The 17,670-nt window shown below is 67.0% G+C and carries 17 protein-coding genes and 2 pseudogenes; 7 read left to right on the top strand and 12 right to left on the bottom strand.

Annotated elements, in window-relative coordinates:
• Together ACXAID_RS14570 and ACXAID_RS14565 are read left to right on the top strand one after the other, a co-directional pair.
• Positions 1-121 (top strand): annotated as a pseudogene (locus ACXAID_RS14570) (RNA-binding protein); the annotation flags it as partial.
• Entirely contained in the window at positions 121-891 is a 771-nt protein-coding gene (locus ACXAID_RS14565) for an SDR family NAD(P)-dependent oxidoreductase (protein ID WP_475022922.1), read from the top strand. The pseudogene ACXAID_RS14570 and the gene ACXAID_RS14565, both read left to right, overlap by 1 nt.
• A 6-nt stretch (positions 892-897) precedes the next feature.
• Here ACXAID_RS14565 and ACXAID_RS14560 read toward each other — a convergent pair whose 3' ends face one another.
• Complete coding sequence (locus tag ACXAID_RS14560; protein ID WP_475022921.1) at positions 898-1,677, bottom strand: enoyl-CoA hydratase/isomerase family protein; 780 nt, start codon at positions 1,675-1,677, stop codon at positions 898-900.
• 10 nt (positions 1,678-1,687) lie between these two features.
• On the bottom strand, positions 1,688-2,374 hold the full coding sequence (locus ACXAID_RS14555) for a TetR family transcriptional regulator (RefSeq protein WP_475022920.1): 687 nt from the start codon (positions 2,372-2,374) through the stop codon (positions 1,688-1,690).
• Between the two features lie 69 nt (positions 2,375-2,443).
• Here ACXAID_RS14555 and ACXAID_RS14550 point away from each other — a divergent pair, with 69 nt between their 5' ends.
• Together ACXAID_RS14550 and ACXAID_RS14545 are read left to right on the top strand one after the other, a co-directional pair.
• A complete protein-coding gene (locus ACXAID_RS14550) occupies positions 2,444-3,520 on the top strand; it encodes a ferredoxin reductase (RefSeq protein WP_475022919.1) in 1,077 nt (358 codons plus the stop codon).
• A 16-nt stretch (positions 3,521-3,536) separates the two neighbouring features.
• Positions 3,537-4,670: a fatty acid desaturase family protein gene (locus ACXAID_RS14545; RefSeq protein ID WP_475022918.1), complete on the top strand. Its 1,134-nt coding sequence runs from the start codon at positions 3,537-3,539 to the stop codon at positions 4,668-4,670.
• On the opposite strand, the gene ACXAID_RS14540 is transcribed toward ACXAID_RS14545, so the two are convergent.
• Positions 4,667-5,564 (bottom strand): IS5 family transposase gene (locus ACXAID_RS14540; RefSeq protein ID WP_475022917.1). Its coding sequence is split into 2 segments (ribosomal slippage): positions 4,667-5,219 and positions 5,218-5,564, totalling 900 coding nucleotides; the frame shifts between segments, so codons are not numbered across the junction. The genes ACXAID_RS14545 and ACXAID_RS14540 overlap by 4 nt on opposite strands.
• 195 nt (positions 5,565-5,759) lie before the next feature.
• Between ACXAID_RS14540 and ACXAID_RS14535 the strand changes: the two genes are divergently transcribed.
• From ACXAID_RS14535 to ACXAID_RS14525, 3 genes and pseudogenes are all read left to right on the top strand, one after another.
• Complete coding sequence (locus tag ACXAID_RS14535) at positions 5,760-6,194, top strand: MTB12 C-terminal domain-containing protein (protein ID WP_475022916.1); 435 nt, start codon at positions 5,760-5,762, stop codon at positions 6,192-6,194.
• Between the two features lie 278 nt (positions 6,195-6,472).
• A pseudogene (locus ACXAID_RS14530) lies at positions 6,473-6,660 on the top strand (ISNCY family transposase); the annotation flags it as partial.
• A gap of 952 nt (positions 6,661-7,612) precedes the next feature.
• On the top strand, positions 7,613-8,206 hold the full coding sequence (locus tag ACXAID_RS14525; protein ID WP_475022915.1) for a transposase: 594 nt from the start codon (positions 7,613-7,615) through the stop codon (positions 8,204-8,206).
• 69 nt (positions 8,207-8,275) lie between these two features.
• Here ACXAID_RS14525 and ACXAID_RS14520 read toward each other — a convergent pair whose 3' ends face one another.
• The 9 genes from ACXAID_RS14520 to ACXAID_RS14480 form a co-directional block, all read right to left on the bottom strand.
• The gene (locus ACXAID_RS14520; protein ID WP_475022914.1) at positions 8,276-8,638 is read right to left on the bottom strand and encodes a hypothetical protein; all 363 of its coding nucleotides are present in this window, start codon (positions 8,636-8,638) and stop codon (positions 8,276-8,278) included.
• Between the two features lie 469 nt (positions 8,639-9,107).
• Positions 9,108-9,503, bottom strand: coding sequence for a hypothetical protein (locus ACXAID_RS14515; protein WP_475022913.1), 396 nt, complete (start codon positions 9,501-9,503; stop codon positions 9,108-9,110).
• Positions 9,504-9,578: 75 nt separating this feature from the next.
• Complete coding sequence (locus tag ACXAID_RS14510) at positions 9,579-9,971, bottom strand: hypothetical protein (RefSeq protein ID WP_475022912.1); 393 nt, start codon at positions 9,969-9,971, stop codon at positions 9,579-9,581.
• Between the two features lie 217 nt (positions 9,972-10,188).
• Positions 10,189-10,665 carry a hypothetical protein gene (locus ACXAID_RS14505; RefSeq protein WP_475022911.1) on the bottom strand — a complete coding sequence of 159 codons (477 nt, stop codon included), beginning with the start codon at positions 10,663-10,665 and terminating at the stop codon, positions 10,189-10,191.
• Between the two features lie 26 nt (positions 10,666-10,691).
• Complete coding sequence (locus ACXAID_RS14500; RefSeq protein ID WP_475022910.1) at positions 10,692-11,099, bottom strand: hypothetical protein; 408 nt, start codon at positions 11,097-11,099, stop codon at positions 10,692-10,694.
• Between the two features lie 55 nt (positions 11,100-11,154).
• A complete protein-coding gene (locus ACXAID_RS14495; protein WP_475022909.1) occupies positions 11,155-11,538 on the bottom strand; it encodes a hypothetical protein in 384 nt (127 codons plus the stop codon).
• Positions 11,539-11,601: 63 nt separating this feature from the next.
• A complete protein-coding gene (locus ACXAID_RS14490) occupies positions 11,602-12,030 on the bottom strand; it encodes a hypothetical protein (protein ID WP_475022908.1) in 429 nt (142 codons plus the stop codon).
• A 274-nt stretch (positions 12,031-12,304) separates the two neighbouring features.
• Complete coding sequence (gene nei2, locus ACXAID_RS14485; protein ID WP_475022907.1) at positions 12,305-13,057, bottom strand: endonuclease VIII Nei2; 753 nt, start codon at positions 13,055-13,057, stop codon at positions 12,305-12,307.
• The gene (locus tag ACXAID_RS14480; protein ID WP_475022923.1) at positions 13,057-17,583 is read right to left on the bottom strand and encodes an ATP-dependent helicase; all 4,527 of its coding nucleotides are present in this window, start codon (positions 17,581-17,583) and stop codon (positions 13,057-13,059) included. Before ACXAID_RS14480 ends, nei2 begins: the two co-directional genes overlap by 1 nt.
• Positions 17,584-17,670: the final 87 nt, after the last annotated feature.

The following is a 17,670-nucleotide window of genomic DNA, read 5'->3' as shown; positions in this document are numbered from 1 at the left end:
GCCGCCGCCTCCCCCTCCCCCTCCGCCTCCGCCCCCGCCGCCCCCGCCGCCGGACCTCACGCCGAATGTGGCGGTGTGTGCCAATGTCGGGCGCCGGATCAGCGTCAGCGGGTGCATCTAGTGGACCGTCCGGCCTTCGATCGGCTGTTCGACATGTCCGGCCGGACCGTGGTGGTCACCGGCGGCACCCGGGGGATCGGGCTGGCACTGGCGCAGGGCTATGTGCTCGCCGGTGCGCGGGTCGTGGTGGCCAGCCGCAAACCCGAGGCCTGTGAGGCCGCCGCACAGCACCTGCGGGGCCTGGGTGGCGCAGCTATCGGCGTCCCGACCCACCTCGGGCAGGTCGACGACCTCGCCGCACTGGTCGAGCGCACGGTTGCTGAGTTCGGCGGCCTCGATGTGCTGGTGAACAATGCCGCCAATCCGCTCGCCGAGCCGCTGGGCCAGATGACGGTGGAGGCGCTGACGAAGTCGTTCGAGGTGAATCTGCGCGGACCGGTGATGCTGGTGCAGGAGGCGCTGCCGTACCTGAAGTCCAGTCCGCATGCCGCAGTGCTGAACATGGTGTCGATCGGCGGGTTCATCTTCGCGCCGATGCTGTCGATCTATGCGTCGATGAAGGCCGCGCTGATGTCGTTCACCCGGTCGATGGCCGCCGAGTTCGCCGCCGACGGCATCCGGGTGAACGCCTTGGCGCCCGGTCCGGTCGACACCGACATGATGCGCAAGAACCCGCCGGAGGCCATCGAGGGCATGGTCAACGGCACGTTGATGCGGCGTCTGGCCAGTGCAGACGAGATGGTCGGTGCCGCACTGCTGTTGGCCTCGGATGCCGGCAGCTACCTCACCGGTCAGGTGATCATCGTCGACGGCGGCGGCACCCCGCGCTAGGCGCCGTCAGTTCCTGCGCAGCACCCTGCCCGCGGCCTCGCTCATCTCCCCGCTGGTCGAGGCCAGGATCTGGCTGCGGTTCTCCAGGTGCAGGGCGGCGTCGAGGCTGCCGGCCTCCAGGTTGGCCCACATCACCTGTTTGGTCGACTCCACTCCGAATTTCCCATAACCACAGAGGGTTTCGGCGATCGCCAGCGCTTCGTCGGTCGCGGAGTCGGCCAGCCGGGAGACCACACCCAGCCGCAGCGCCTCGTCGGCGTCGATCGCGCGTGCGGTCAGGATCAGGTCGAAAGCCGGTCCGGCACCGATGATGCGCGGCAACGTGTAGCTGACCCCGATGTCGCAGCCACCCAGCCCGAGCTTCATGAACTGGGTGCAGAACTTCGCCGCCGGCGACGCGACGCGGATGTCGCAGGCCAGCGCGATGCCGAACCCGCCTCCGTATGCGGCTCCGTTGACCGCCGCGACGACAGGCTGGCGCAGCCGGCCGATCTTGCTGGTCAGATCGGCGATGCGTTCCTGCCAGCGCATCCCCGAGCGGGGAAATTCCGTCCCGCCGCCGGCCTGCGACGGGTTGGGCGCGGTCAGGTCGAGCCCGGAGCAGAATCCCCGTCCGGCCCCGGCCAGCACCACCACCCGGCAGGTGTTGTCGGCGGCGATCTCGTCGAGCGCGCGGTGCAACTCCTCGACCAGTTCGTAGGACAGCGCGTTGAGCTTGTCCGGTCGGTTGAGGGTAAGGACCGTGATCTCGGGACGGGGACGGGTGACTTCGAGGACAGGCGCCATGCCCGTCACGTTAACTGCTGCGCCACCCCGCCACGCCGATCGCGATCATTCGAAGCTGTTTGACGGCGATGCGTTTGATCTCGGCGATCGCGGCCGGGTCGGTGGTGTCCTCCAGCGACTCGGCGATGACGATCATCGCGTTGACGAACACGCTGGCCAGGATGTTGAGGTCTTCACTGCTCCAGGTGTGCAGCCCGGGGAAGCGGGCCAGGTCGATGGCCAACTCCGAGGTGATCAGCCGGATCTCGGTGCGGATCGCGTAGCGCAGCACCGTCACGCCGCTGGAGCGTTCCCGCCCGATGAACCGCCAGTGCTCGCGGCGCTCCTGCACACCGTCGATGAGGATGTCGACCGAGGACTCGATGACGCGGGTGGGGTCGAGCTTGCCCGCCCGGGCGCCGCGCAGCATGTCGCGCAGGATGCGGAACGACTCGTCGATCAGCGCAAGCCCCAGGGCTTCCATCGACTCGAAGTGGCGATAGAACGCGGCGGGCGAGATGCCGGCCTCGCGGGTGACCTCGCGCAGGCTGAGCGCACTGAAACTGCGTTCGGCCAGCAGGTGCAGCGCGGCCGAGACGATGGCGCGCCGGGTGGCTTCCTTGCGTTCCTCCCGGGTGGCGTGGTCACCGGGCCGGTCGCGGCCCTTGTCCCGGCGCGACGACTCCCGCGACCGTGACTTGGGCGTACGACTGTTCACTTTGTGAAACCTACCACAACCTGCTTGTTTCCCTTGACCATCACAGGTTACGTCACCAACAGTGAACATATGTTTACTGAAACTTTGACCAGGCGGGTGAAGCGGTCCGCGCTGTTGGACCTGCTCGCCGGTCCACACGGCGTCGACCGCTACACCGAGTTGGTCGACCCGACCTGGACGCGGGGTCAGGCCCGTGCCCGCATCGTCGGGGTGCGCCACACCACACCGCGCAGCGTCACGCTGACGCTGGCCCCCAACCGGGCGTTCGACGGGCTGCGCGCCGGCCTGCGGGCCGGGCAGCACGTCAACGTCACCGTCGAGATCGACGGGCGGCGGCGCACCCGGCCGTACTCGCTCGCCAGCGCCGAGGCCGACCCCCACCTGGAGCTGACCGTCGGCCGGCACGACGGCCGTGTCGTCTCGACCTATCTGGTCGAGCACGCCCGTCGCGGCATGGTCGTCGGTCTGGATTCGGTGGGCGGGGAGTTCACCCTCCCGGACGCCCTCGCTGAGCCCGTCCTGTTCGTCTCCGGCGGAACCGGGATCACCCCGGTGATGTCGATGCTTCGCACATTGCGGGCGCGCCGGCACCGCGGCCGTGTCGTGTTCCTGCACTACGCCCGCTCGGCGCAGGAGGCGTGCTACCGCGACGAGCTGGCCCTGACCGCCGCCGAGATGCCCAATGTGACCGTCCTGCACGGCTACACCCGCGAGCCGGCGGCCTCGGACCTGTTCGGACGCTTCGGCCCCGACCACGTCGCCGCAGCCGGAATCGAGCCCGGACACGTCTACGTGTGCGGGCCGCCGGCCCTCGTCGACGCGGTGCGCGGGCAGTTCCCGCATGCGCGCTCGGAGAGTTTCGTACCGCCGGCCCTCGCACCGCAGCAGGCTTCCGGTGGGCGGATCCGATTCAGCGACAGCGAGATCGAGATCGACGACGACGGAAACCCACTGCTGGGTCAGGCCGAGGCGGCCGGACTGACCCCGGAAAGCGGCTGCCGAATGGGTATCTGCTTTTCCTGCACGCGCCGCAAGAACAGCGGAGCGGTACGCAATCTCATCACCGGCGCGGTGTCCTCGACGGATGCGGAGGACGTGCAGATCTGCGTGTCCGCACCCGCCGGCGACGTCGACATCGCTCTGTGAAGACCAAGGAGACATGATGACCGACACCTCGACCACCGAAGAAACCACCACTACTCGGCCCGGACCGGCCCAGACGATCTCGAAGACCGTCGCAGGCAGGACCGTCACCCTGAGCCCCGAACAGGCGGAGGCCTTCGGGCGCGAACTCGACGAACTCAAAGAACGCGTCATCGCCGATCTCGGCGAGCGCGACGCCAGCTACATCCGGCGGATGATCAAGGCGCAGCGCACCCTCGAGGTCGGCGGCCGCGCGCTGCTGTTCGGCGGCATCTTCCCGCCGTTCTGGCTGGCCGGCAGCGCGATGCTGGGACTGAGCAAGATCATCGACAACATGGAGATCGGCCACAACGTCATGCACGGCCAGTACGACTGGATGGGCGATCCGGCGCTCTCCAGCCGCGGATTCGAATGGGACACCGCGTGCCCGGCCGAGCAGTGGCGGCATTCGCACAACTACATGCACCACACCTACACCAACATCGTCGGTCTGGACCGCGACGTGGGTTACGGCATCCTGCGGATGAGCCCGGACCAGAAGTGGCACCCCTACTACCTGGGCAACCCGCTGTGGGCCTTCCTGTTGATGGTGCTGTTCCAGTACGGCGTGGCGCTGCACGAGCTGGAGAGCGAGAAGATCGCCCGCGGCGAGATCTCGCTGTCCGACAAGCGTGAGATCCTCTCCGGTATCTGGGCGAAGACCAAGCGCCAGACGCTCAAGGACTACGTGGCGTTCCCGCTGCTGGCCGGGCCGTTCGCGCCGTGGGTGTTCACCGGCAACCTGACGGCGAACCTGATCCGCAACGTGTGGTCCTACATGATCATCTTCTGCGGACACTTCCCCGAGGATGTGCAGGAGTTCACGGTCGAGGAGACGAAGGCCGAGTCTCGTGGCCAGTGGTACTTCCGGCAGATCCTCGGTTCGGCCAACCTGACCGGCGGCAAGCTGTTCCACATCCTGAGCGGCAACCTGTCCTTCCAGATCGAACACCACCTGTTCCCCGACATCCCCGCGCACCGGCACGCCGAGATCTCGGCCGGCGTGCGCGAGATCTGCGGCCGATACGGCGTCCCCTACAACACCGGTCCGCTGCCGCGTCAGTTCGCGACAGTGGTGCGCAAGATCGTCAAGCTCGCCCTGCCCTGGAACTAGGGCGTGTCTGATAAATAGGGTAGCCAGAGAGTGATGGCGCGTAGGACTGCTGCGCCGCGGTAGACGATGGCGAGTTTGTCGTAGCGGGTGGCCAGTCCGCGCCACTGCTTGGTTGTGTTGAAGCCTCGTTCGATGACGTTGCGGCCCTTGTAATCGGTGGCATCGAAGGCCGGTGGTCGGCCGCCGCGCGACCCTTTGCGTTGGCGGTGGGCGATCTGATCCGATGGTTGCGGGATCACCGCGATGATCCCGCGACGGCGCAGCTCGGTGCGGATGGCGCGACTGGAGTAGGCCTTGTCGCCGCGTACCCGATCGGGGCGGGTGCGGGCCGCACCGCCGCCGAGGCGGGGCACGCGAAGCTGGGCCAACAGGTACTCGAAGACCGGTGCGTCGTTGGCCTGACCGGCCGAGACCAGCACCACAAGCGGGCGTCCCCGCCCGTCGACGAGGTGATGGATCTTGCTGGTCAGCCCGCCGCGGGAGCGGCCGATACCGTGATCAGGCGGCTCGATGCCCGGATTGGTGTAATTCGACCCAGCCCCCTGTGTGGCGAGTGAGGTTCGTGGCGTGCTGATGGGCGCGAGCGATCGTGGAGTCCACGGCTACCGACCAGTCGACGATGCCGGCCGCCTCGGCCGCCGAGAGCAGCCGCGTCAACAGCGCATCCCAGCTGCCGTCGGCGCTCATCCGTCGGTGCCAGGTCCAGATCGTTTGCCATGGCCCGAACTCGGCGGGCACATCACGCCAGGCGATCCCGCACCGGTACCGGTAGATGATGCCCTCCACCATCGACCGGGCATCACGGAAAGGCCTGCCCCGCTTACCCGTCGGACCCGGTAACAGATCCTCGATCAATGCCCACTGCTCATCGGACAACAACTGAAACCGCGACATCCCTCAAGCCTCAGGCACAACACCCGAAACTTTCGTCAGACACGCCCTAGCCCCCGTTTTCGCCGAACTGGCATTCCAGCAGCGATCCTCTCGCACTTTTGCTGCTGGAATGCCAGTTCGGCGACGGGACGTAGGTCTTGTCGGATCGGTGGTCGCGTGGTGTGGTGTGCCGCGGGGTCGGGTCAGATCAGGAGGATGACGGTGAAGCGTGCTGCAGTGGCGGCGATGACGGTGGTGGCGGCGGGCGCGTTCGCCGGAGTGGGGGTCGCCTCGGCGCAGCCGGCGGCGCCCAGCGCCGGCGAGTTGACCTCGGACCTGCAGCAGGTGCTCAACATGGGGATTCCCGCCGATCAGCGGGCGGATCTTCTCGCCGGCGGTCAGGCCGCGGTCCCGACCGCCGACAACATCGCCAATCGATTGAACTCCTACGGCGGCTTGCTGTCCTGGCAGGTGCAGAACCCGGTGCTCAACGGGGACCGGGTCGACGCCCAGCTGGCGGTGACCATCCCGATCTTCGGTACCAAGACCCACGACATCTACTGGGTGGACCAGGGCGGCACCTGGAAGCTGTCGAATCCGTCGGCGTGCGTGATCGCTCGCGACGCTGCCGGTGTCGACTGCACCGTCTGAGCCTGGAGTCCGGTCAGCGTGCTGGCGCAGTGGACGTATTCAAGAACTGCGCTATTTCTGGTGATGTGCTCGACTTGGTCAACACCGGTTCTTCGCAGCCCTCGCAACGATGTCGCGGGGCTTGTCGATGAACTGCAGGATCTGAAATTCTTCGCGAATCCCTTTTTGGGGGCCAATCCGAACGACCACCAGATCTGTGACGCCGCCGACTGCGACGTACCCAACCTGGCAGCGATCGACCGCGTCGCCCGGTACGCCGTGCCGCTCGGCGGTGTCGCCTCGAATATCGAAAAGCGTTTCGGGCCAGAATCAAATGGCGAACCGGACGCGAAGGACGGATCAAACACCCCAAGCTCAGCTACGGATGCACCGCACCTGAACTGAACACCCTGGCTGGAGCCCATAGCTGGCGCGGACACGGGTCTTCGCCGAGAATCTGGTGAAGATCGGCGCCTCGGCCACGTGAGGCGACGACTTGCTCCGGTCGCTGGCAGGGGCCATTTGAACCCGGGCGTCGTGTGGCTGCATCGCCACCAGCGCATTTCGGTCGAGGTGGCTGATAGGCCATGAGTAGTCACTAAGCGGATCCCTGTAGGAGGTCCGGTTCGGAGGAGGCTACTCATGTCAGTTTTGGGAGTTGCGCTTGGTCCGGCGACGGTGATCGTCGCGACAGATCCGGGCAAGGCGTTCCATCGAGTGTGGATAAGCAACGGCTTGGGAACGCTGGTCATCCGTATCGTTGTCGGTCTCGCGAGAAGGCATTTACCAGCTGGAGCTGGCGCTGAGCAAGCACGGTCCCGATACCCGGGTGTTGCGATCGAGGCGACGGGCAGCCTGCACCGAGGCTGGGTCACCGAACTGGAACGCCGTCATCCCGGTTCGACACGCCTGTTCGCGCCCTCGGAGACGAAGTCTGCACGCGTGCAGTTGGGCTCGGCAGGTTCAAGACCGACGATCGCGACCGTGCGGCGTTGACGTAGATGGCCCGCCAAGTCGGTGGTCGACGCTATGGCCAGCAGACATCGGTGGAGGCGCTGCGTGCCGCGGTCCGGCATCGCCGTGAGTTGGTGGCCGGCCGCAAAGTCGCTCAACAGCGGCCGCACGACCAGCTCAATGCCCTGTGTCCCGGGTTGTCAGCACCGGCGGGTCATGGGCGATCCCTGGCGCCGGAGACGCCCACGGGCCTGGCAGTACTGGCTTGTGCGGCGGCGTTTTCCGGACGAGCATCACAACTGCGGTCGTTGATGTGCCGGGCGCCGGGGCGTTTGACGACAAACACCGCCCATTACTGGCTGCAGCGTTGGCGCGGATGTCTACCTCCGCCGGCCGATGCCCACCAACGTGCTCAAGGGCTGAACCGCGATATGGACCGATACCGTCGACTACGGACAGACATCGAGGCTCTCGAGGTGAGGGTCGTGGCGTTGCTCGCCAACGCCGACGGTCAGATCCTGACCACCATTCCCGGCGTCGCCTCGATCCGCGCGGCGGCCTTCGCCGCACACATCCTGCTGATCGAACGCTTTCCCGATGCGGAACATCTCTACTCTGCAACGGGTTTGGCGCCAGCGCTCTACCAGTCCGCGACGCTGAACCGGCGAGGGGATCTCTCGACGGGGCTGGCCGAACACCGCGATGCCCTGATGGGGACGGCCTGGGGCCTGGCTCAGAAGTCACCACCGTTCGCCGAGAGCGACGCGCAACTGCGGGCCCGCGGCATGACCCCGATCCAGGCCCGCGTAGCGCTCGCCCGCCACGCCTGCCGGCTGGCCTACCGACTCCCGCGAATCCAACAACCCTTCGGTGAACGGCGCTATCGTCAAGGAAGGCTCACGGCGAACGGTGACGGCCTTGAGGGCTATGCCGCTCGACGGCGCAACCTAGCTTGCGGCCCGCTCGCACTGGGCCGCCATACGGCGCACACGAAAGCCTGCCACAGCACGGCGACTAATCAGCCTGCCCGGAACGCGACGGCCCACCAACCAACACAGACGCACTGTTCATCGCGCTAAGAGCCGAGCTCCCCGCCCGGCCAGTCAACCACGCCCAACGTCAACCTTGACTGCCAGCGCGGAAGCTAGCTAGCGGCCGCCGATGGACCAATCCTTCGCCGCGATACGTTCCGCCTCCTCTACCACGGCGCGTTGTTGTTCGGGCGGCATAGCCGAGAGCTCCGCTACAGCCCGTTGGAAGTTCGCCGAGAACCCAGGACAAACCTGGTCAGCCACGCTGAAGACTTGAGACATAAACGCTCGGTTCATACCTGGCTGGGTCCACAGCCAGATGTTGGCTGCCTTCGCAGAGGCCGGGCTAACATGGCTGGCGCCCGCGATCGAACAGGTTAGGTGGCCTAGTTCGACTTCGGTGTAGTCAGCTTGTGCGGGGGCTGCCAGGCCCAGGCCGAGCAGACCGGTCGTTGCTGCTGCTGCTGCTGTTCGCTTCATCTCACACCCCTAAGTCTCGGTTGAATTCAGGGCAGAGCAAAGCTCTGGAATGGTCCCAAAGCTGCCCTGCGATTTCTGAATCAAACTCCGCTAGTTTGGCGACAACCTGCTCCGGTGGAACACCTGCTCGAAGCTCAGCGCAAATGTCGTGTTTGATCTGGTCATAGTCTGGTGCTGCGTGGCCTAGGGCGGCACCCGGGCCCAATGCCAAGCTAGCTACTGCCGTCGCTGAAATTGAGCCAACCACCGGTAGACTTTTCACATTGTCCTCCTTGCTATTTCGGTTCCAGAAATCAGGTGTGGCTGGCTGGGTGGTTGTCCCTGTCTACGACGGGCACGGCAGGCTGTGGTGGCCGTCGGGATAGCGCGCTGTTCCATCCGCCCCGTCGATGTCGACGAACGGAGATTCTTGACCAACCGTTGGGGTTTTCGACTTGCAACGCCGCCACACCGACCGTTACTGCGGCGCTCATGCGCCCGGCCCAACGATGCGGCTGCCGATGTCGAGTCCCACCGGCAGCACCCCGCCAGGGCACTCACCGTCGAAGAACATGATCAATTCGCCGCTTTCACCAGCGGAGACGGGGACGTGACCACTCCCCGGAAGCGCTAACAGCGTCGACCCGTCGGGGCAAACACCATCCCAAGCGTGATCGGGGTTGATGACCGTATCCACGCTGCTGGTGTTGTGCACGAACGTCTTGATGAACACAAGGCCGTACTCGTTGCGACCTGAATCCACCCAGGACACAGTGTTCTCGGCTTCGACTGGGGCTGCCAAAGCAAGCCCGGCCGACGCCGCGGCGCACACTACCAACAGTGCTGGCGGACTTTTCATGCCTAGGACCGCTTTCATCAGTTCCACTCCTTCTGTTCTGCGTTGCGGTGTGATGTGACGGCGAATTGGCGAACGGTGCTGTTGGAGCCGGGAGCTCGACGTCTACTCGAAGATGCCACGCATTTCGTCTGCCACTTCTTCGTAGTGTCCATCCCTGTATGCGAAGGTCTTGACCGCGCAGGCCATGCCGTCCCTGGTCAGGCCGCAGAACCCGCATTGCTGCAGGGCAGGCATGTCTTCGCCGTGACAACCGACGCGCTTGTACTCGAAAACCAGGTTGGGATAGTCGCCGGTTTCTGCCGTGTGCTCCGCAATGATGGCCGCAATCGGAATCGACGGTGTCGATTGATGAACCGCCCTGCAGAATTCGGCGATCTCCTGCTCGAGCCGCTGATGGAGTTCGGCCTTGGCGGCTGCCGGGTCAGCCGAAGCGGAGGCTGGCGTGTGCAGTAAGGAAAGACAAACGGCGATGAACGAAATGGTGGTCACCTTCAACGTGTGTCTCATCGCAACCTTCTCTGTTGGTTGGGCCGCGTAGCCTCTTGTTCGGCTTCGTGTGTCGAGCCTGTGTTGCTGACGTGAGAGGCGGTGCAGAGTTGTGTTGTGTTGGCAGAATGCACCGTCACGTCGCTGCGGCGGCTCGCCAAGGAATTCCGCGCAATGTCTGCCGTGGTCCCGTAGCTGGGCGGTGCCGCGGTGGTTGTGCGGGCAATCATGCGCCAGGCCCGATCACGGTGTCGCCAAGGTCGAGCGCGACAGGCGGGCACGCCGGACCCTCAAAATAGAACTGACCGGCCGCTGACGATTGCGGCGGGATCTCCTGCCAGCCGACCGTCGAGGGCAGCCTGGCGCCGTCAGCGCATATCGCGGCCCATTCCCTGTTCTCGTTCAAGAACAGTAGACCTGGGCTGTCGTTACTCGTGAACACGTACACGGTGGCGATTGGATCGCCGGACCGCGATTGCTCGATTCCCCCGCTCCGCCACGTAATGGTCACCGACCCGCCTGGCACTAGCACGGTGTTGCTGGTGTCGGCGGCGGCCGGCGCAGCGAGTATCAGACACAACGCCCCTAGCATCGCTGGCATCCCGGCGGTGATCGCGGCCCTCATTGATTCCGCCGCAACGATTGCGCGTAATCCCGACTCGGATGCGGCGCCGGCTCGGGCGGCAAGCGCGATGTCCGTCACCGCCGGCCCTGCTGCGGTTACCGGCCTCATGCTCCCGGCCCGATGATGCCTTCTGGCCCCGACACGGTGTCGAGCGCCACGGCCGCGCACGCTGGGCCTTCGAAGTACAGCAACCCCGTTGCCTCCGAATGCGGGCCGACTTTGTAGCTAGAACCCGTCCCGCTTGCCCGCCGCGTACCGTCAGGGCAGATAGCAGTCCAGCCTCCGGTAGGGTTCATGGTTGCCGTCCCGATCGTGGGATTTATGGTCAGCACCTCAACGAAGGGAGTACCCCCGGAATCATTGTCGGCGAGGCCACTTCTGAGCCAGGTCGTCGTCACGGGACCGTGGTCGGTGTGATAGATGACGCTCATATTCTCGGCCGCGGCCGGGGCGGCGAACATCACGCCAGTCGCCGTCGCGAGAGCCGCGCCCAATACCAGTAGTCTCTTCATCGTTCCCCTTGCTATTGAGCAACAGAGCCTTCGCTGCAGCAATGCAGCCGTTTCCTCATCCATCGGCCAGGTTCCTATCGCCCGCCATATCGACGAGCACCGCCCGATCGTTGAGCGAAAGTTGATCGATGTCCGCGTGCGCTTGAGCCAACGAACCTAGTAACTCAGGGCATGCGGCTGCTACCGCATCAACCATCTGCTGGCTGTAGAGTTCAGTTGGATGCGGGTTGGTGTGCTCGCCGTTGCCCCTGGCGATCTCATCGGGGATCTTGAGCTTGAAGTACGTCGACATCCACGACACCATTGAGACCCTGCCGTCGTCGTTGAGCGACGCACACATCTCGTCATCTGAGTTGACGGTTGGATACGCGTAGGCTGACGGGCCTAGGGCGATGGTCGTCGCCCACGTAGCCAACAGCACGACTGATACTTTCATCATCGTTGATCAGTCACTCCTTCCGATTTGTCGCATTCCCAGGTGAATTCGTCGAGTGGCAGTTCCTCAGTTGACCAGGATGACGTGGTCCTGACCTTCATGACCTCGTACGCAGCCGACGAGTTGCTCGCCCAGATCGCCATGGACGTCGGAATAGCTCTGGCATTGCCAGTCATTGACTATTGTTGTGCCGATGCGTGTCTGCTCGAGCCCTGGGACGTTGAGAAAGGTGTCGACAGCAGATCTTGCTTCCTGGCACGTCGCGACGCCACTGACGATATAGACCGAGCCCGCAACCCCGAAGTTGGAACTGGCTCGTCCGCAGTACTGTTCGGAGTCACTCATCAGAACCTGTGAATGGTCCTGAAGGTTATCGGTGCGGGGGGGTACTGGAGCTGTTGCCACGAGAGCGTTCCTAGGAAGGTCGCCCGAAGCACCGCCGAGGATGCTGGCAGTGACGACCAAAGATGGGGCCACCGCAATGGTGCCCACCACCGCAACCAGGTTGCATCGAGCCCGGCTACAGCTCCCAGGTGCAAATCTCCTGTGGCCACTGGCCATTGTGCGAATCCCCCGCTTGGAGCGCAACGTGAAAGTTTGCCAGGACCAGACTGGGCAGCCTTTCTTGCAGGTCCCCCGACCTGCGGCGCTGCAGGATAGATTACCACCAAGCTGGTCGATGTGCACTAAATATCTTGCCAACAGCAGGTGACGCCGCATTGACCTTGGTGATCGAGTGTGTGGTTCGAGGGCCGCTGCCCAGTGACAACTATTTCTGGCAGGCGGGGCACCAGTAGGTGACCCGCTCGGTGTCCCGGTCGGTCTCGATGAGTGTTCCGCAGCGCCGGCACGGCAGCCCGGCCCGACCGTATACCCAGAGGTCCTGACCGGGTCTGGTGTTGCCGGTGGTGGTCCGGTTGACCCGTAACCTGTTCAGCCACAACATCTGCTGGGCGCGATGGGCGACGCGGACCGGGTCGGGCAACTCGGCGACTGCGGTACCGGGACGTAACCCGAACACGAAACACAGCTCGTTGGCGTACACATTGCCCACGCCGGCCATCACCCGCTGGTCCAGCAGCGTCTCGGCCAGCGGGCGGCCCGGGTCGGCGACCAGGTTGGCCGCGGCCGCCTCGGCCGACCAGTCGGCGCCCAGCAGGTCGGGTCCGAGGTGTTCGACGGCGGCCATGTCGGTGTCGCGGTCCAGGATCTCGAGCACCCCGAGATCCACACCCGAGGCCCGGGATCGGCTGGTCTCCAGGACGATGCGCACCTTGTGCGGGGCAGCCCGCACCCGGCCGATCACCCACGCCCCGTCCATCTTCAGATGCGAATGGATACTGGCCGCGCCGACCCGAATGAACAGGTGCTTTCCCCGGCTGAGCACTTCGTCGACCACCTGACCGCGCAGGTCCACCGCGGCGTAGCGCGGGACCCGGACGTCGCAACGCGTCAGCTCGTGCCCCTGCAGCGCCGAGCGCAGCGTGTCGGCCGCACGGAACACGGTGTCGCCCTCGGGCATCAGCGCAGCCGCAGTCCGCGCGGAGTGCGGGCGAACCCGGCGGCCAACAGTGCGTCGCCGGCAGGGGAGTCCCGCTGATCCAGAGCCGCGGCCCCGTCGATTCGCTCCACCAGCAGTCCCGGGACCCGCCGTCGGGTCACCAACTCGGCCAGTGCCGCGCCCGCCGCGTTGGATGTCTCGGTGTCGGTGGTGAAGCTCAGCAGTGACCGGCCGCCGCGTTCGACGAACCAGGCCAGCTCGCCGTCGACGAGCACCACGAGCGCCCCGGCCTTGCGGCCGGGCCGGTGTGCCGTCTCGGCCTCGGTGTCGCGGGCCGGCCACGGCAGCGCCGCGCCGAACGGGTTGGCCGGATCGGCGGCGGCCAGTACGACTGCCCGCAGCGCGCCCTGCCGGTCATCGATGCTGTCGGCGTGGTTGCGCAGCCGGTCGACGGTGCTGGCGGTGGCGAACTGGGCGCCGCCCAGCGATTCGACGAAGTATCCGCGCTGGCATCGCCCGGCTTCTTCCATCGCGGTCAACACCTTGTACAGCGAAGCGAACCCGCCGGGCACGTTCTCGGCGGCGACGGCGCCCTTGGTGAGCACACCGTGCCGGGCGAGCAGCTGGTCGGCCTGGAAATGCGCCCGGACGGTGGTATCGGTCTCGGCGGGCGGCAGCACCGACCACCGTCCGGCCACCGTGGGGTCGGAGTCACGATGGCTCAGCGCGCTCGAACTCAGGCTGTAGCGGCTCAGCCGTGGGGGACGCCGGTGCCGGTGTGACGGCGCCGCCGCCCGCCGCGATCCGGTGCCGCGCGGACCTGACAGCAGGGCCCGCACCGGGGCGAATGTGTCACCGCTGACCCGGCCGGACCAGATCAGTTGCCAAAGAGCCTCTTTGAGCGACTCGTTGGGAACCCCGTCGAGCGACAGCTGGCGGAAGAAGTAGGCCCCGCCGCCGGACAACGCGTCGAGCACCGCCCGTTGCACGTCGGTGAACTCCAGCTCGCCCGGTGGTGCCAGTGACAGCGGCGCGGTGTCGGCCGGGTGGAAGGCCACCCAGCCGTCTGCAGCGGACAGTGCGCCGACACCGGACCACAGCACCTCCCCGGAGGCGAGCAGCTCGTCGAGCATGCCCGGCTGGTAGTCACGTACCCGCTGCCCGAGAACCAACGGTTCGACCGCCGAGGCGGGTAGCGGCACCCCGGCGAGCTGGTCGATGACCGCGGCCAGCCCGTCGACTCCGGACACCGACTCGGCGCCCAGCAGCTGCCAGGGCGGCAGGAAGCGGCCGAGAGCGGCGGTACTGACGGGCTCGATCTGGGCCCGCAGGGCCGCCAGCGAGCGCCGCCGAAGAATGCGCAGCACCTCGGCATCACACCACTGCTCGCCGGAATCGCCCACCGCGTCGCTGAATTCGCCGCGCACCAGCTTCGCGTCCACCGCCAGCCGGCCCAGTAAGTCGGCGGTCACCCGCAAGCCGAGCCCGAAGCGGGCGGCGGCCTCGGTGGTGGTGAACGGCCCCCGGGTACGGGCGAAGCGGGACAACAGTTCACCCAGCGGGTCGACGACCGGTTCGAGGAACGCGATCGGGACGCCGATCGGGACGGCGACACCGACACCGTCGCGCAGCCTTCCGATGTCCTCGATCGCCGCCCACCACGTCCGCCCGGCGTAGGCCACCGGCAGGGCGCGCTTGGCCGTCAGCAGGCCCTCCAGCCAGCCGCCGACGTCCTCGGTGGTGCTGCGGGCGGCGACCTCCTCGAGGGTCAGCGGACCCAGCAGGCGCAGCAGGTCGGCCACCGCCTCGGCGTCGCGGGCCAGCCGGTCCGGGGCCAGATGCTGCAGCTGGGACGAGGTCGCAGCCACCACGTCGGCGTCGAGGAGTTCGCGCAGCTCGACCCGGCCCAGCAGTTCGGCCAGCAGCGTCGGGTCCAGAGCCAGCGCGGCGGCGCGGCGTTCGGCCAGGGGGCTGTCGCCCTCGTACATGAACGCGCCGACGTAGCCGAACAGCAGCGAGGCGGCGAACGGTGACGGTGTCTGGGTCTCGACCTCCAGCAGGCGCACCCGGCGCGCGGCGATGCGCCCCATCAACGAGGTGAGGCTCGGCACGTCGTAGACGTCCTGCAGGCACTCGCGCACCGCTTCCAGCACGATCGGGAAATCCGGGTAGCCCCTGGCCACGTCGAGCAGCTGCGCGGCGCGCTGGCGCTGATGCCACAGCGGCGATCGCTTGCCCGGGTGGCGGCGCGGCAGCAGCAGCGCGCGGGCGGCGCACTCGCGGAACCGGGAGGCGAACAGCGCCGAGCCGCTGACCTCGGTGGTGACCAGCGGTTCGATCTCGTCGGGATCGAAGACGAAGATGTCGGCACCCGGCGGCCGGTCGTCGGTGTCGGGTAGGCGCACGATGATGCCGTCGTCGGAGGCGGTGGGTTTCTCGTCGATGCCGTAGCGCTCGTAGAGCCGCTTGCCCACTGCCAGCGCGAGCGGCCCGTGCACCCGAAGTCCGTAGGGGGAGTGCAGGATGACCCGCCAGTCGCCGAGTTCGTCGCGGAACCGTTCGACGACGAGCGTGCTGTCCGACGGCACCGCCGAGGTGGCCTGGCGCTGTTCGTCGATCAGCTGCCAGAGATTGTCGGTGGCGAAGGCATCGAAACCGACTTCACGGCAGCGCGTTTCGAACCCGTCGCGGTCAAGCCTGGCCAGCTCACCGGTGAACGCGCCGATCGCCGCGCCGAGTTCGACCGGCCTGCCGACGCCGTCGCCGCGCCAGAACGGCAGCCGTGCCGGCTCGCCCGGGGCGGGCACGACCAGCACCCGGTCATGGGTGATCTCGGTGATCCGCCAGCTCGTCGCACCCAGCGAGATGACGTCGCCGGGGCGTGACTCGTAGACCATCTCCTCATCGAGTTCACCTACCCGCGAGGGCTTCTCGGAGTCGGCCGACGAAGCGAGGTAGACGGTGAACAGGCCCCGGTCGGGGATGGCGCCGCCGGAGGTGACGGCCAGCCGCTGCGCCCCGGGCCGTGCGGTCAGGGTGCCGGCATCGCGGTCGTAGACGATGCGCGGACGCAGTTCGGCGAACTGCGTGGACGGGTACTTGCCCGACAACAGGTCCAGTGTGGCCTCGAACGCGCTGCGTGGCAGCGTCGCGAACGGGGCGCTGCGCCGCACGGTGTCGAACCAGCGGTCCGCGTCGATCGGCTCCAGCGCGCTGGCGGCCACGGTGTGCTGGGCGAGCACGTCGAGCGGGTTGGCCGGGACGGCCATGGTCTCGATCTGAGCGGCCAGCATCCGTTGCACGCTGACGGCGCAGCCGATCAGGTCGGTGCGGTGTTTGGGGAACAGCACCCCCTGGCTGATCTCGCCGACCTGATGCCCGGCCCGGCCGATGCGCTGCAGGCCGCTGGCCACCGACGGCGGGGTCTCGACCTGGATCACCAGATCGACCGAACCCATGTCGATGCCGAGTTCCAGGCTCGACGTCGCGACCACGGCCTTGAGCCGGCCGCTCTTCAACGCGTCCTCGACCTCGGCTCGGGCCTCCTTGCTGACCGAGCCGTGATGGGCGCGGGCCAGTACGGGTTCGGCGCCGAAGGTCTGCCCGCTGCCCATGATGTGTGCCGGCGCACCGCCGGCTACCCCCAGATTGTGCGAGCCCAGTTCGAGCCCGGCGCGTTCGGCGTGGATCTCGTTGAGCCGCGCGGTCAGCCGTTCGGCCAGGCGGCGCGAGTTGGCGAACACGATCGAGCTGTTGTGCGCCTCGACCAGGTCGACGATGCGTTGCTCGACCTCGGGCCAGATCGAGTTGTCCTCGAGGTTGGCCATGTCGGGCACCGGCACCTGCACGGTCAGGTCGAATGTCTTGGCCGCCGGGGGCGCCACGATGGTGGTGGGGGACGACCCGGACAGGAACCGGGCGACCTCCTCGGCCGGGCGCACCGTCGCCGACAGCCCGATGCGCTGCGCAGGGTGTGCGAGCATCGCGTCGAGGCGCTCCAGCGACAGGGCCAGATGCGCGCCGCGCTTGGTGCCGGCCACGGCGTGCACCTCGTCGACGATGACGGTCTGTATCCCGGCCAGGGTGTCGCGGGCGGCCGAGGTCAGCATCAGGAACAGCGACTCGGGCGTGGTGATCAGGATGTCGGGCGGCTTGGTGATCAGCTCCCGGCGCTTGGCCGGTGGGGTGTCGCCGGACCGCACCCCCACGCTGATGGCCGGTGGTGGCTGACCGGTGCGTTCGGCAATGCGCGCGATGCCGGTCAGCGGGGTGCGCAGGTTACGTTCGACGTCGACGGCCAGCGCCTTGAGCGGGGATACGTACAGCACCCGGGTGGACCGGGCCCCTGCAGCGTGCGAGGGGGGCTCACGGGTCAGCCCGTCGATCGCCCACAGGAACGCGGCGAGCGTCTTTCCCGACCCGGTCGGCGCGATGACCAGTGTGTTCTCGCCGTCGGCGATGGCGTTCCACGCCTGCGCCTGCGCCGGGGTGGGCTCGACGAAGGTGCCGGTGAACCACTCGCGCGTCAGCGCGCTGAAGCGGGTCATCGGGTCGGTCGTCGAGGGCACGCGGCTCACACGTCCATGGTGCCAACCGGGTCCGACAGCCGTCGGTGTGCCGGCGACCCGGCCACA

The organism is Mycobacterium sp. ABE4_509 (assembly GCF_056160785.1).
This window is presented reverse-complemented; position numbering and strand designations above follow the sequence as displayed.